Source organism: Labrys okinawensis, assembly GCF_047345005.1.
Taxonomy (GTDB): Bacteria; Pseudomonadota; Alphaproteobacteria; order Rhizobiales; family Labraceae; genus Labrys; species Labrys okinawensis.
Genome location: NZ_CP178864.1, coordinates 4,139,692 through 4,153,410, shown reverse-complemented (window position 1 = coordinate 4,153,410; position 13,719 = coordinate 4,139,692). Strand labels below are relative to the sequence as shown.

The 13,719-nt window shown below is 63.1% G+C and carries 14 protein-coding genes; 9 read left to right on the top strand and 5 right to left on the bottom strand.

Translation table 11 applies throughout. The annotated features are described in order from the left end of the window. Positions 1-47 precede the first annotated feature (47 nt). The 4 genes from ACMDCR_RS19480 to ACMDCR_RS19465 are packed head-to-tail and all read left to right on the top strand — an operon-like array spanning position 48 to position 4,007. Positions 48-1,550 (top strand): sugar ABC transporter ATP-binding protein, encoded by a 1,503-nt coding sequence (locus ACMDCR_RS19480; protein ID WP_413988199.1) that lies wholly within the window; start codon positions 48-50, stop codon positions 1,548-1,550. Further along, on the top strand, positions 1,547-2,530 hold the full coding sequence (locus ACMDCR_RS19475; protein WP_413988198.1) for an ABC transporter permease: 984 nt from the start codon (positions 1,547-1,549) through the stop codon (positions 2,528-2,530). Before ACMDCR_RS19480 ends, ACMDCR_RS19475 begins: the two co-directional genes overlap by 4 nt. After that, entirely contained in the window at positions 2,527-3,468 is a 942-nt protein-coding gene (locus ACMDCR_RS19470; protein WP_413988197.1) for an ABC transporter permease, read from the top strand. Before ACMDCR_RS19475 ends, ACMDCR_RS19470 begins: the two co-directional genes overlap by 4 nt. 23 nt (positions 3,469-3,491) lie before the next feature. Next, entirely contained in the window at positions 3,492-4,007 is a 516-nt protein-coding gene (locus ACMDCR_RS19465) for an SAM-dependent methyltransferase (protein ID WP_413988196.1), read from the top strand. 219 nt (positions 4,008-4,226) lie between these two features. On the opposite strand, the gene ACMDCR_RS19460 is transcribed toward ACMDCR_RS19465, so the two are convergent. Together ACMDCR_RS19460 and ACMDCR_RS19455 are read right to left on the bottom strand one after the other, a co-directional pair. After that, the gene (locus tag ACMDCR_RS19460; protein ID WP_413988195.1) at positions 4,227-4,967 is read right to left on the bottom strand and encodes a carbonic anhydrase; all 741 of its coding nucleotides are present in this window, start codon (positions 4,965-4,967) and stop codon (positions 4,227-4,229) included. Between the two features lie 521 nt (positions 4,968-5,488). After that, a complete protein-coding gene (locus tag ACMDCR_RS19455; RefSeq protein ID WP_413988194.1) occupies positions 5,489-6,400 on the bottom strand; it encodes a LysR family transcriptional regulator in 912 nt (303 codons plus the stop codon). Between the two features lie 175 nt (positions 6,401-6,575). On the opposite strand from ACMDCR_RS19455, the gene ACMDCR_RS19450 reads away from it, so the two are divergent. Then, complete coding sequence (locus ACMDCR_RS19450) at positions 6,576-7,355, top strand: class I SAM-dependent methyltransferase (protein ID WP_413988193.1); 780 nt, start codon at positions 6,576-6,578, stop codon at positions 7,353-7,355. Positions 7,356-7,383: 28 nt separating this feature from the next. Here ACMDCR_RS19450 and ACMDCR_RS19445 read toward each other — a convergent pair whose 3' ends face one another. Then, on the bottom strand, positions 7,384-7,821 hold the full coding sequence (locus ACMDCR_RS19445) for a hypothetical protein (protein WP_413988192.1): 438 nt from the start codon (positions 7,819-7,821) through the stop codon (positions 7,384-7,386). A 112-nt stretch (positions 7,822-7,933) separates the two neighbouring features. On the opposite strand from ACMDCR_RS19445, the gene ACMDCR_RS19440 reads away from it, so the two are divergent. From ACMDCR_RS19440 to gmd, 4 genes are all read left to right on the top strand, one after another. Next, complete coding sequence (locus ACMDCR_RS19440; protein WP_413988191.1) at positions 7,934-8,770, top strand: aldo/keto reductase; 837 nt, start codon at positions 7,934-7,936, stop codon at positions 8,768-8,770. Positions 8,771-8,942: 172 nt separating this feature from the next. Continuing rightward, a complete protein-coding gene (locus ACMDCR_RS19435) occupies positions 8,943-9,668 on the top strand; it encodes a hypothetical protein (protein WP_413988190.1) in 726 nt (241 codons plus the stop codon). Positions 9,669-10,018: 350 nt separating this feature from the next. Next, positions 10,019-11,230: a glycosyltransferase family 4 protein gene (locus ACMDCR_RS19430; protein WP_413988189.1), complete on the top strand. Its 1,212-nt coding sequence runs from the start codon at positions 10,019-10,021 to the stop codon at positions 11,228-11,230. After that, positions 11,160-12,200: a GDP-mannose 4,6-dehydratase gene (gmd, locus tag ACMDCR_RS19425; RefSeq protein ID WP_413988188.1), complete on the top strand. Its 1,041-nt coding sequence runs from the start codon at positions 11,160-11,162 to the stop codon at positions 12,198-12,200. The genes ACMDCR_RS19430 and gmd overlap by 71 nt, the downstream gene beginning before the upstream one ends. Positions 12,201-12,371: 171 nt before the next feature. Here the strand turns inward: gmd and ACMDCR_RS19420 are convergent, their stop codons facing one another. Further along, positions 12,372-12,650, bottom strand: a complete 279-nt coding sequence (locus ACMDCR_RS19420) for a GNAT family N-acetyltransferase (RefSeq protein WP_413988187.1) — start codon at positions 12,648-12,650, stop codon at positions 12,372-12,374. 100 nt (positions 12,651-12,750) lie between these two features. Next, a complete protein-coding gene (locus ACMDCR_RS19415; RefSeq protein WP_413988186.1) occupies positions 12,751-13,704 on the bottom strand; it encodes an isoaspartyl peptidase/L-asparaginase family protein in 954 nt (317 codons plus the stop codon). Between the last annotated feature and the right edge of the window lie 15 nt (positions 13,705-13,719).

Below are 13,719 nucleotides of genomic sequence, written 5' to 3'. Positions count from 1 at the left end.
CAAAATATCCCCGGCGGCCCAGCCGCCGGCTTTCCTGAGCGGGATTGATGGCGGGCGACGATAATCTCCTCTTGCGTATCCACGGCGTGGCCAAGCGGTTCAATTCGGTGGTCGCCTTACGCTCGGCCGATCTGCAGGTGCAGGCTGGCGAGGTCCACGCCTTGATGGGCGCCAATGGCGCTGGCAAGAGCACGCTGGTGAAGATCATCACCGGCGTCTTCCCCGCGGATGGGGGTGAGATCACCCTGGCCGGCAAGCCCAGTGTGTTCCGCTCCCCCGCCGAGGCACGCAGGGCCGGCATCGTCTCCGTCTACCAGGATCCCGCTATCGTGCCGGATCTTACAGTGGCGCAGAACATGCGCCTGGCCCGTGTGCCGCTCGAGGCGATGAAGGCAGCGATGCGCACGCTCGGCATCGACCACATCGACTTGTCGCGCACGGCGCGCGATATCGATTTCGCGCTGCTGCGCCTCATCGACCTTTCGCGGGCACTTGCCTCCAACCCTTCGATCCTGCTGCTGGATGAGATCACTGCCGCTCTGCCGGCGGACCTGTCGGAGCGGGTGTTCCAGGTGGTGCGCGACTGGCGTCGTGGCGGCAAGAGCGTCATCTTCATCTCCCATCGCATGGCCGAAGTCGCCGCGCTCTGCGATCGCGCCACCGTGCTGCGCGACGGCGTGACGGTGGGCGTAACGCCGACGGCCGGCGCCGAGGCGAAGATCGTCAACATGATGCTGGGTACGGATGTCGCCAAGGCTGCTGCGGCCGTCGAGCGACGCGCTCCCAATATCGCGACAAGCGGGCCACCGGCCCTGGAGGTCCGCAACCTCACTTATGGCCATGCCTTGCGCGATGTCTCCTTCAGCGTCGCGCCGGGCGAGGTGCTGGGTGTCGCTGCCCTCGAGGGGCAGGGGCAGGAGGAGCTGTTCGACTGCATCGCCGGCGTGCGGCGGGCGGATGCCGGGGAGGTGCGGGCGCGTGGCGAGTTGCTGCGCCTGCGTCATCCGGCCGATGCCATCCGGGCCGGGCTGGTACTGGTTCCGGCCAATCGGCTGCAGGCCCTGCTGCATCAGCGTTCCGTTCGCGAGAATATCGCCCTTTCGGCGTTCGGCACCCTCAGGAGCTGGGGCGCCATCGCCATGGGGGCAGAGCGCCGGCGGGTCGACGATGCGATTCAACGCCTGCAGATCGATATCCGCGCTGCGCCCGAGGTGCGCCGTCTCAGCGGCGGCAACCAGCAGAAGGTGGTAATCGCCCGCTGGATCGCCTCGGGTTTCCGTACGCTGCTTTGCTTCGATCCGACGCGGGGCATCGACGTTGGCACCAAGCAGCAGATCTATGCGCTGCTGCGCGAGGTGGCGGGGCAGGGGGCTTCGGTGTTGCTGTTCACCTCCGAGCTTCCGGAGATCCGCCTCGCATGTGATCGGGCCATCGTGTTGTTCGGCGGCCGTATCTCCGGCGAGATGCCGGCGGAAAAGGCCGACGAGGCCCGGCTGCTCCATGCCGCGCATGGACTCCCACCGGCCGAGACGGCGGAGGTACGGGCGTGAGCGAGACAACGGCGATACCGCGCAAATCCGGGGAGGGCTTGTTTCGCAAGCTCCGTGCCTTCGGCATGCCCCTCGTCTTCACCGCGGCCATTCTCGCAACGGCTGCCATCCACCCTGATTTCGGCTCCTTCGACATCCAGTCTCTCGCCCTTGGCGCCTTGCCGCTGGCGCTGGCCGCGGCGGCGCAGGCGATCGTGGTGATCAGCGGCGGCATCGATCTTTCCGTCGGCTCGCTGATTGCGGTCTCCAATGTGCTCTCGGCGAGCCTGATGCAGACGGCCTCCTTCCGCCAGGCCCTGCTGCTGTCCATCCTCATCCTGATCGTCGGCGCCGTGCAGGGCGCGCTCAACGGCATCGTTACCGCCATTTCCCGCATTCCCGATGTGGTGGTGACTCTCACGACCGGCTTCATCTGGGGCGGCGTAGCCCTGCTGATCCTGGAACGTCCCGGCGGAGGGGCGCCGCCCGAATTCCTCAACATCGCGGCGGGCGCCGATCTCTCCGAATGGGTGCCTAACGCCCTGATCGTCATGGTGCTGGTCACCGCCGCGATCTGGCTGCCCATACGCTACAGCCGCATTGGCCTGCTCATCTATGCCGCCGGCAGCGACCCCGTTGCCGCCTTCCGCAGTGGGGTCAATGTCAAGGTCGCTCGCACCCTGGCCTATACCTTCGGCGGCATCGCATGTGCCGCTGGCGGCATTACGCTCACCATGACGACCGGCATCGGCGCGCCGCTCTCCGGCACCTATTACACGCTGAGCAGCGTTGCCGCCGCGGTGATCGGGGGCGTCAGCCTCACTGGCGGCCGCGGTGGCATGGTGGGGCCGATAGTCGCCGCGCTGCTGCTGACGCTGATCCCGATGGATCTGATCTTCCTCTCGATCGATCCCAATTACGGGCAGGTCATCCAGGGCACGCTGATCGTGCTGGTGGTGATGATCGGCGGCTTCATCACCTTCATGCAGGCGCGCAAATGACGGCAGTCCTGCAGTTCCTGCGCAACCAGACCATCTTCGCGCTGATCTTCATCCTGGCGCTGTTCGTTGCGGGCATCGAGATCGCGCGTCCCGGCACGGTGACGCCGCTGTGGATATCCAACATCCTGCTCTTCGCCGCGCCGCTCGCCATCCTCGGCGCCGGGCAGACGCTGGTGATGCTGACGGGAGGCATCGACCTCTCGGTGGCATCGGTAGCGACGGGGGCGGCCTATCTGCTCGCCACCAACGCCAGTTCGGGTGATGCGACGGCGCTTGCCGTTGCCCTCAGCCTCGGCATCGTCGTGGGTGTGGTCAACGGCATCGGCGTCGCGGTGCTTCGCGTGCAGCCCTTGATCATGACGCTCGGCACCGGACTGATGACCGGCGGCGTGATGATCGTCTACAGCCAGCAGATGATGGCGAGCCAGCCGCATGTGCCAGAACTCATCCAGACTCTCGGGTCCGGCAAGCTCTTAGGCCTCGTTCCCGTCAATCTCTTCCTTTGGCTCATCGTCGGAGGGCTGATGCTGTTCGGCCTGCATCGCACGGGTTTCGGACGCCTGCTCTATGCGATCGGCGACAACCGCGAGGCCTGCCATCTCGCCGGCATCCGCGTCTGGCGGGTGCTCTTCGTCGATTATCTGCTCTGCTCGATCCTCGCCGCCATCGCCGGCCTGGTGCTGGTCGGCGGCACCAACGCCTCCGATCTCAGCCTCGCCGATTCCTACCTGCTGCCTTCGGTCGCCTGCGTGATCATCGGCGGCACCTCGATCTTCGGTGGCAGGGGTGGCTATGCCGGCACCATCGTCGGAGCGCTGATCCTCACCGTGCTCACCAGCATCCTCACCCTCATGGATGTGCATGAGCCGATCAAGCAGGTGCTCTACGGCGCTATCATCCTGCTGCTCGCCGCCGCGTATGCCCGGTTGACGGAATAGAGTGCGGCGGGGTTAGTTGCATCATGGTCAGGGAAAACGAAATCCGCGACGGCGAGGTTGTCGTCGAGCCGCCGGCCGCGCGAGATGCGGGACTGCAGTTCATCGGGCGCATCTCGACGCCCTGGACGCACCGCCGGCTCTGTCCGCGCCAGGGGCGGCAGGACGGCCCGATCTGCCATATCGAGCTGTTCGAGCCCTGGGTCGCCGCGCTGGAAGGCATCGAGCGCTATCCACAGCTGGAAATCCTCTATTGGCTCGACATGTCGCGCCGCGACCTGGTGCTGCAGAGCCCGGCCAATGACGGCTCGGTGCGTGGCACCTTCGCGCTGCGTTCGCCGGCGCGGCCCAACCCGATCGGCAGCTCGATCGTGCTGCAGGTAGCGCGAAACGGGTCCGCACTGCTTGTGCGCGGGCTCGATTGCCTGGACGGCACGCCTCTGCTCGACATCAAGCCCGACCGGCGCGATTTCGTGCCCATCGCGCCGCCTCAGCCGGGCGATTTCGAGATCGGCGAGGCCGGTACGGGCAAGGCCGTATGAAGACGATCCTGATCGCCTACCGCTGCCTGCGGGCGGAGGCCTCCCAAGCGCAAACCTTGCGACCGTAGACGCGGGAATGGAGTGTCGATCTCCAGATCGACATCTTCCTTGCCAACAGACGCATCGTTTCCAAGAATGTCGATCTGGAGATCGACACTCCGCGTTTGGCGCACTTCCTCTTGCCAGGCTCGCGTCACCGGGCGAACGCCTCGTAATATCCTATTCCACCATCTCCACCTTCCCATCCGCGAGATGGTAGATGCCGCCCACGACTTTCAGTTTTCCGTCCGAGACCGCGGCCTGCAGGATCGGCGTTGCCGATTTCAGCGCCGCGACGGTGTCGACGACGTTCTGACGGATGGCGTTGGCCAGGGGATCGCCGCTTTGCTGGGCGCTTTCCTTGACGGCCGGGGCGAGCGCGTTGACAAGGGAAGGGAGATGGCCGGGCAGGGTCGAATTGTCCTTGAGTGATTTGATGGTGGCCTCGATCGCCCCGCAGCTCTCGTGGCCAAGCACCAGGATCAACGGCGCCCCGAGAATGGCCACGGCATATTCGAAGCTCGCGATCGAGTCGGCGTTCGCGAAGTTGCCGGCCACCCGGCAGACGAAGAGATCGCCCCTCCCGCTGTCGAAAGCGTATTCAGGCGCGATGCGGGAATCCGCGCAGCTGAGGATACCGGCAAAGGGGTTCTGACCACCCGTCAGCGCTTCGCGCTCATGTTTGAAATCATGCCGCCTCGATACGCCGGAAACATAGCGTTGGTTCCCCTCGTGAAGGAACTTCAGGGCCTGATCCGGCGAGACGACGTTCTGCGGCTTTGGCGGGGCCTTCGCTTCCTTGGCGGACAGCGCTCCCGAAAAGCCGGCGCTGGCGCCGGCCGCCGCCAGGAGATGAAGGACATGGCGTCGGGAGAAGCCGTGCGAGAGCCCGGATTCGGCAGTTCTGCAGATGTCGCACATTCTGGAACCTCTGTGTTCTCAGGAAAATGAACGCTTTGGAATATTGGAGATACCTAGTTTGACGTCGCGCAGCATGCCGACGAAGATCAAGGCCATGGCGTGCTTCGTCGTCTCAGTAAAGGGCAGGAGTGGGCGCGCTGGAATTGTGCGCTCTATTTTGGATATCTATAGCAGAAAGAATAGAGCTGCATCCACTGCTTTATTTCTTGACCGTCATCAAAGTTGTGGCACCGTTGACGATGGTGCGGGTAGCGCAATGCGCATCATGCAGAACGGCGCTCGGATTGCCCAAAAAAGCACCGGCGCGCGAGTCGCCTCGCGCGCCGGCTTGTGGGCGACCGGACCGGTGAGCGAAACCTCTCACCGATGGTCCGGCGGATGATCCAGGCCTTTCATCAAGGCTGGCACGTTCAGGCGGTCAACACCGCCTTCTCTGAACCAGCGCGAATTCCCTGGATCATGGTGTAGTCAGACACTGGATCACCTCCTTTCGTTGGTTTCGGACATGGCAAGATTGGCGGCTAAGGCGGCGTTTGTAAAGCCACTCCCGGCGGCGGACTGGATCTTGCCGTGAAATCAATAGCTTCCTGGCGCAGCCAGGCGCAGAAGAGCGAGGATTTGCGGTGGCGGGGTGCCCGGCGAAGCGCCACGTAATGGTGTCCGCTGTCGATGAACCCAAGCGGCGCCGCGAGTCGGCCAAGGCGGATATCGTCGCAGACATAAGGCCAGGGCGCGACGCAGACGCCGAGCGCGGCACCGGCCGCCTCAAGCATGAAATAGAAATGCTCGTAGTCGACACGCGTGCCGGTCTTGATCGTGACACCTGAACGCGCGACCCAATCCTCCCACGCGCGCGGGCGTGTGCGCGTGTGCAGCACAGGCAGACTCGCCAGATCGGACGCCTTCTCCGCAGCGAAGACTGGAGCCAGGACCGGGCCGGTCTGCTCGGCAAAGAGCGGCACCACCTCCGCTCCATCGGGCCAGGGAGGACTGCCGACGCGCAGCGCGACGTCGAAAGCGTCGCGGGCAAGGTCGACCGGACGGTGCGAGGCAGTCAGCCGGACCTCGATTTCGGGATAGGCAGCCTGGAAGCGATAGAGCCGGGGGATCAGCCAGCGCATGGTGAAGGTGCCGGGACAGGAGACGTCGAGCACGCCCTCTTGCGGGTCGGCCACGGCGCGGACGGAAAGGTCCAGTTGGTCGAAGCCGGTGCTGAGGCCGGCCAGCAGCTTGGCCCCGGCCTCCGTGAGCCGCAACGCATTCCGCGCTCCGTCGAACAGCGGCACGCCGAGCATCTCCTCCAGATGTCGTATCTGCCGGCTGATGGCGCTATGGGTGACATTCAATTCCTCGGCCGCCAGCGTCATGCGTCCGAGCCGCCCGGCGGCTTCGAAAGCCCGGAGCGCATTAAGGGAAGGCAAGCGTCGCTTCATGTGAGTTTTCCGCACAAGGCTTGTTCGATCATATCGATTTTCACGAGGCGTGCCATGGTTCTATCTGATCCGGACGGTGAATGCATTGGTGATCGGTGGAGAGAAATAAGCGCTTTGACGCTGCACTCGCACTCCGCCGGACTGCGGCCGTCGTCAGGCGCGACAGGAGTCCATTGTGCGTAAAAGACACAAAGACGGCAGTGCGGGCGATGCCAATTATGGTGTCATCGGCATGGATTATCGTAGATACCGCCAGCCAGATCCCCATATCGCCTGCCTCATTCATGCCGCGCTGGGCGATGCCGCCACTGTGCTGAATGTCGGGGCAGGGGCCGGCTCCTACGAGCCGGCGGACCGGCTGGTGACGGCCGTGGAGCCCTCTGCCTCGATGCGGGCCCAGCGCCCCGCTCATCTGCCGGTCGCGATCGACGCCGTTGCGGAGAGCCTGCCTTTCGTGGATGGCAGCTTCGAGGCCAGCATGGCCACCTTCACTGTGCATCAATGGGCGGATCTCGCGGCCGGCCTCGCCGAAATGCGACGGGTGACGATCGGGCCGGTGGTGATCCTGAGCTGCGATCCCAACGCACTGGAACGGTTCTGGCTGCATGCCTACGCGCCGGAGGCCATCGCCGTGGAGGCGCGGCGTTATCCCTCGATACGAGCCATCATCAAAGGGCTCGGCGGCAGGGGGGCCGACGTCCTGCCGGTGCCTGTCCCGCTCGACTGCGTCGATGGCTTCGGCGAGGCTTATTACGGGCGCCCGGAACGGCTGCTCGACCCAGGCGCCCGGCTCGCCAATTCAGCCTGGAGCTTTGTCGACCCGTCAGTCGGCCAGCGCTTCGTGACCGATCTCAGCCGCGACCTCGCCGACGGCAGTTGGGACGCCAGTTACGGCCATCTGCGGACGCGGCCGTTCTTCGAAGGCTCCCTGCGCCTCGTCGTGGGCCGGCCCTGAGAGCGTCGCGGCCCATATGCTCCGCCGACTACCGCACGCTGCCGTCCCGGCCCGTCCACATGCTCTCGGCATCGGGATCGGGTGAGTGCTCGTTAGCGTGCTGGTTGAAGTCGTCCCAGCCCTCCGCCTCGCTGAGTTCGTAGGCGTCGTCATTGATATCGGCCTTGTCGATTAGGATGGCGCCGTCGCGCTCCAGCACGGCGGTGACGTCGGCCTCGTTCTGGGCCGCCGGATCGAGGCGCAGCCAGAGGAACGCGCTGCCCTGGCTGAGCGCATGCACATAGGTCGAAGCGGTCTCGCTCGACAGGCCATGCTGGTCAAGGAGATGGCTTGCCTCTTGCGTGGCCCTGTCCCCACCTTCCACAATGAAGATCTGGTTCCGCGCGATGCCGGCGGCCTCAAGGTCGGCCTTGGCCTTCGCAGCAGTATCGGGGCGATCGAAGAGGGCATGGATAAGTGCTGACATGATCGTCTCCAGAACGGTGCGTTTCCGGATAGGGAACGGGCAGAGGCAGCCCGCAACTACCTACAACGCACAGGGCGGCGAATGGTTCAACGGTTACGGGCGGAGAAAGGACATGACGTCAATTCCAACCACGAAGCTGCCCGATGGTTCCTTCATGCCGGTCTTCGGGCTCGGCACCTGGGGCATGGGGGAAAGCCGCGCCAGCTTCGAGGCGGAGGCGAGGGCGTTGCGCTCGGGCCTCGACCTCGGCGTCACCCTTATCGATACGGCCGAGATGTACGGCAGCGGCGGGGCCGAGCGGGTGGTGGCCAGCGCGATTGCCGGGCGGCGAGACGAGGCCTATCTTGTCAGCAAGGTGCTGCCATCCAACGCCGGGCATCGCCAGGCCATACGCGCCTGCGAGGAGAGCCTCAAGCGCATCGGGACCGACCGCCTCGACCTATATCTGCTGCATTGGCGTGGCGGCGTGCCGCTGGCCGAAACAGTGCGGGCTTTCGAGGACTTGCGCAAGGCCGGCAAGATCCTGCGCTGGGGCGTCTCGAATTTCGATGTCGAGGACATCCGCGAACTCGAGACCATCAGCAATGCCTGCGCCACCAACCAGGTGCTCTACAATCTGGCGCGCCGAGGCATCGAATATGATCTCATCCCCATGAGCCGCGAACTGTCCATGCCGATCATGGCCTATTCGCCGATCGAGCAGGGGCGTCTCATCGGTGACAGGACGCTGGCCGATATCGCAGCGGCCCACAGCGCAACTCCGGCGCAGATCGCGCTCGCCTGGATGCTGGACAGGCCTGGGATCGTCGTCATTCCCAAATCCAGTCGGCCGTCGCATGTCATGGAGAACCTGATGTCGATTTCCATCCGGCTGACCAGCGCCGACCATGCCGCGCTCGATGCCGCCTTCCCGCCGCCGCGCCGGAAACGCTCTCTCGAGATGATCTGACCTGCGACACGCCCCCAGTGGCCAGCCTCCTATTCTGAATTGTCGGATCTTTGCTGAATGATATGATTTCCGCCAGGGCCATGGGGCCTTCGGGGAGCGTGTCATTCAACAGCCTCTATCTGGATTGCTCGTTTTCGCGCTCCTTTGCCTTAGCGCAATCGCCGGCTTTGCCTTGCGCAAGCGCCTGTCCGATGTGCATCTGTCGAACGAGAACCTGGAAGCGCTGCGCCTCGTCACCGGCCTGCTGGTGACCTTCCTGGCCCTGGTGATGAGCCTGCAGCTTACTTCGGTAAAGACCTCGTTCGACAACGCCTATCACGACCGCGGCCTCGATGCGGCGCAGCTTGCCTATCTCGATCAATGCCTGCGCAATTACGGTCCCGAGACGGCGCAGGCCCGCAGCCAGCTCCATTCCTACACCGCCGGCGTGATCGCCAGCACCTGGCCAGACGAGCCACCGCCGACCGGCGTGGACTATCCCGATCCCAAGTCCATGAATATGGTCGGAGAAAATCCCATACTTGCCGGACTGCTGAACCAGGTGGGACTCGAGATCGCCAAGCTCGCCCCGGTGGACGCGCTGCACCAAAATCTCGCCGCAAGCTGCCGCGAGGCTTATGAGAATGCGCAGAGCCGGCGTTGGACCGTGATCGAGGACGCCCATAACTCGGTATCGCCGCTGTTCTCGCAGATCCTCACCTTCTGGCTAATGCTGGTTTTTCTCAGCTTTGGGCTGCAGGCGCCGCGCAAATGGCTGGCTGTGATCGTCATGGGCATCGGTGTCACCGCGGTTGCGAGCGCCATGTTCGTGATTGCCGATCTCGATTTGCCCTATGGCGGCCTGTTCGGTATTCCAAGTACTGCCATGCGAGATGCGCTTGCCGATATGCTGCGCTAGGTGAAATTGACCATATTCATCATATAGATGAGTCAACTTCGAGTTGATATCGCTCGATGAAATATATAAGAAGGACTAGATTGGATCTCTATTTCTGGGAAAGCTATATCTCGTCCTCTCGAGTCGTGCCGCCAATTCGGCCTTTCAAGCTTGGTGGTCGTGGTTATTGATTTCCTAGGGGAAGTTTGTCATTCTTTTGATGAAAGGCCTTATGCGAAAGCATTAACAGCTACGGCGAATTTGTTTTGGTTCAGAACTATCAAAACAACGGTTGAAATGCGACAGTAGCAATGTACCGCGTGGCGCCATGCGTTACTTTGCAGATTTGTCTCAGCGCCATTGGAGTTCCGATGCGGATAGCTTTTGTGCATGAGTGGTTGGTGACCTATGCAGGCTCCGAGAAGGTTCTGTCAGAAATGCTGAAGGATTTCCCGCAGGCAGATTTGTTCTGCCTGGTGGATTTCAGCGAAGGGCGCTTCAAGCAACATTTCATGGGGAAGAGCTTCAAGACGAGCTTCCTCCAGAGATTCAAGGCGTTCGCGAAGGTCTACAGATATTTCTTTCCGCTGATGACGATCGCTGTCGAGCAATTCGATCTGTCCGGTTATGACATGGTCATCTCCAACAGCCACGCTGTCGCAAAAGGCGTGATCACCGGACCCGACCAGCTTCACATCTGCTATTGCTACACGCCGATGCGCTACGCCTGGGATCTCCAGCACCAATATCTCAGGGAACAGGGCTTCGACGGGCGGCCAAGTGGCGTGATGGCCCGCGCCTTGCTGCACAGGGCCAGGATCTGGGATACGCGGACGGCCAATGGCGTCGATCATTTCATAGCCTGCTCGCAATATATCGGGCGGCGGATCTGGAAGGCCTATCGGCGCGAATCTCAAGTCGTCTATCCAGGTGTCGACACCGACTACTTCCAGATTGGCGGCACCAAGGGAGACTACTATTTCACCTCGTCCCGCATGGTGCCCTACAAGAAGATCCCGCTGATCGTCGAAGCCTTCAAGCAGATGCCTGACAAGAAGCTCGTCGTGATCGGCGACGGCCCGCAATACAAGGATGCCCTGCGCAAGGCCGGCTCCAATGTGTCGGTGCTCGGGTACCAGCCCAATGACGTGCTGCTCAAGCATATGCAGGAGGCCAAGGCCTTCATCTTCGCGGCGGAAGAGGACTTCGGCATCACGCCGCTGGAGGCGCAGGCGTGTGGTACGCCGGTGCTCGCCTTCGGCCGTGGCGGCGCTTCGGAAACCGTGGTCGACGGTGTGACAGGCTTCCATTTCTGGGAGCAGACCACGGATGCCATCTGCGCGGCTGTCCGCAAGTTCGAGAGCTCCACTGTCAAATTCGATCCCGCAACGATCCGCCGACATGCGGAGCGTTTCTCGATTCCCCGCTTCCGCCAGGAATTCAAGGATTTCGTCATGGCGAAGTGGCAGGCGCACAACCGTTCCAACGAAAGCGTGCAGGAAAGGACGACGAATGAAGCAGGCCTTCGTAACGGGGATAACGGGACAGGACGGAGCATACCTGACCGCGCACCTGCTGAGTAAAGGGTATCGCGTTTTTGGCGGCCACCGCAGGACGAGTTCGCAGAATTTCTGGCGCCTCGCGCAGCTCAAGGTGGCCGATCACGAGAACTTCTCGCTGATAGAGCATGATCTTACCGATTTGGGCTCGAACATCCGTGCGATCAACGCGATCGAGCCGGACGAAATCTACAATCTCGCCGGGCAGAGCTTCGTGGCTGTCTCTTTCAAGGAGCCGACGCTGACCGCGCAGATCTCGGCTGTCGGCGCGCTGCAACTCCTGGAAGCGGTGCGCATCGTCAACCCGAAGATCCGCGTCTACCAGGCCTCCTCCGCCGAGATGTACGGCAAGGTGCAGGCGATTCCTCAAACCGAGGAGACACCATTCTACCCCCGGAGCCCCTATGCGGTGGCCAAGCTGTTCGGGCATTGGTCGGCGGTGAACTATCGGGAATCCTACGGCATCTTTGCGAGCTCGGGCATCCTGTTCAACCATGAGTCGCCGCTGCGTGGGCCGGAATTCGTGACGCGCAAGATCAGCATCGGCGCGGCCCGCATCCGTCTCGGCCTGCAGCCGAGCATCACGCTGGGCAATCTCGATGCCAGGCGCGATTGGGGCTTCGCCGGCGAGTTCGTCGACGGCATGTGGCGCATGCTGCAGGCGGACGAGCCCAACACCTTCGTGCTCGCCACCGGCGTGACCACCAAAGTGCGCGACTTCGCCACCCAGGCCTTCGCGGCCGCCGATATCCATCTCGACTGGGTGGGCAGCGGTGACGATGAAGTCGGCCGTTGCCGGGATACTGGGCGCACCATCGTCCAGATCGACCCTGCGTTGCGTCGTCCGTCCGAGGTGGACATGCTGCTCGGCAGTCCCGCCAAGGCAGGACGCATCCTCGACTGGACGCCGCGGACGACGGTGGGCGAGCTTGCGAGCATGATGGTGCAAGCCGATCTCGTCCGCGAAAAGGCGCTGGCCGCCATCGCGCATTGAGGGTCTCTAGAGCAAAATGCGGTCAGGTAGGGACGGATTTCGAAATTAACTGACTGGTATCAAAAGTATTTTGCGATTCTTGGTGATTCGATCTGAAAGTAAAACGCCTCGCGCCCGCGCTTCTTGCGGGCGCGCTAATGACACCCCCCGTTCCGTGGCGGCGAGATCGGTTCAACCGACCACGAGGTCATCAACATCATGATGACGGCTCGCCCATTTGACCAGGAATGGACATCTGACGATGGCCTTGCGACCGCTGGCGCGTATCAGGTTGAAGACGCCCCGCGCCAGCCTGGAGCCGACGCCCTGGCCCGAAAGGGCTTGCGGCACCTCGGTGTGGACGAGCACCAGAGCCTCGCCCTCCTGGCGGTAATAGACAACGGCCAACTCGCCATCCACCGTCATTTCGAAGCGGTTCTGGCTCGGGTTGTCGACGACGGTCTCGCTCATGCGGCGTGCCTTTATCATGTTTGGAATAATTTACGAAGGCTACAAGGCGACAGTTGGGAAAGGAAAGTCGGGGAGGCCCTGAAGACGTGGGCCCAAGCCGCTACAGTCTCTCGACAAAATAGACCTCGTGGTGGCTGGCGACGAAGAGATCACCTGAGATGGTCACCCAGCCGCGAAACATGCCGTCGGTGTTGTAGGGGGCAGTGACGGTGCCATGGGTATCGACGCCCACCAGGCCGGCACCGATGCCATAGGGCTTCAAATCCTGCAAAATCATCCTTGCGGCCGCATTTTCCAGTGTCTCACCAAGATGCGCAACGCGACTTGCGATTTCGTGGCCCGCGACATGCCGGATGAAGAACTCGCCCTGGCCGGTGCAGGAGACGGCGCAGGCACCATCGCGCGCATAGGTGCCGGCGCCGATGATCGGGCTATCGCCGATGCGGCCTACGGGCTTGTTGGTATAGCCGCCGGTCGAGGTCGCGGCGGCAAGGTGGCCGGCGGCGTCGAGGGCGACGGCGCCCACCGTGCCGTGCTTCTCGGCCTCGCTCGCAGCCTTGATGCTGCCCGCCTTCTCATGAGCCTTCATGGCCGCGAGGGCCTTCTGCCGGCGTGGCGTGGTGAAGTAGGAGGGTTCGACCATGACGACGCCGCGCTTCTGCGCGAAGTCATCAGCCGCCGGCCCGACCAGCATCACCAGATTGCCGGAGTCCAATACGGCTCGCGCAGCCTGCACGGGATTGCGGATACGGCGCGTAGCGGCAATGGCGCCGGCTGCGAGCGTCTGTCCGTCCATGATGGAGGCGTCGAGTTCGTGCTCGCCGGCCGCGTTGAGGGCCGCCCCGTGCCCGGCATTGAAATGCGGCGAGTCCTCCATCGCCTCTACTGCGGCCTGTACCGCGTCGAGTGCGCGTCCGCCCTGTTTCAGCACCGCCCAGCCGCTGCGCAGCGCCTTGGCCAGATCGGCGCGCGCGTCGATCCATTCCGCCTCGCTGAGGTCGGCTTTCGCCATGACACCGCAGCCGCCGTGGATAGCGATTGCAAAGTTGGACATCTCATTCTCCATGAA

Excerpts from the sequence above, each read along its gene's own strand:
- ACMDCR_RS19480 (WP_413988199.1), top strand. The coding sequence starts at position 48 with ATGGCGGGCGACGATAATCTCCTCTTGCGTATCCACGGCGTGGCCAAG.
- ACMDCR_RS19470 (WP_413988197.1), top strand. The coding sequence starts at position 2,527 with ATGACGGCAGTCCTGCAGTTCCTGCGCAACCAGACCATCTTCGCGCTG.
- ACMDCR_RS19465 (WP_413988196.1), top strand. The coding sequence starts at position 3,492 with ATGGTCAGGGAAAACGAAATCCGCGACGGCGAGGTTGTCGTCGAGCCG.
- ACMDCR_RS19460 (WP_413988195.1), bottom strand. The coding sequence starts at position 4,967 with ATGTGCGACATCTGCAGAACTGCCGAATCCGGGCTCTCGCACGGCTTC.
- ACMDCR_RS19455 (WP_413988194.1), bottom strand. The coding sequence starts at position 6,400 with ATGAAGCGACGCTTGCCTTCCCTTAATGCGCTCCGGGCTTTCGAAGCC.
- ACMDCR_RS19445 (WP_413988192.1), bottom strand. The coding sequence starts at position 7,821 with ATGTCAGCACTTATCCATGCCCTCTTCGATCGCCCCGATACTGCTGCG.
- ACMDCR_RS19440 (WP_413988191.1), top strand. The coding sequence starts at position 7,934 with ATGACGTCAATTCCAACCACGAAGCTGCCCGATGGTTCCTTCATGCCG.
- ACMDCR_RS19430 (WP_413988189.1), top strand. The coding sequence starts at position 10,019 with ATGCGGATAGCTTTTGTGCATGAGTGGTTGGTGACCTATGCAGGCTCC.
- gmd (WP_413988188.1), top strand. The coding sequence starts at position 11,160 with ATGAAGCAGGCCTTCGTAACGGGGATAACGGGACAGGACGGAGCATAC.
- ACMDCR_RS19420 (WP_413988187.1), bottom strand. The coding sequence starts at position 12,650 with ATGAGCGAGACCGTCGTCGACAACCCGAGCCAGAACCGCTTCGAAATG.
- ACMDCR_RS19415 (WP_413988186.1), bottom strand. The coding sequence starts at position 13,704 with ATGTCCAACTTTGCAATCGCTATCCACGGCGGCTGCGGTGTCATGGCG.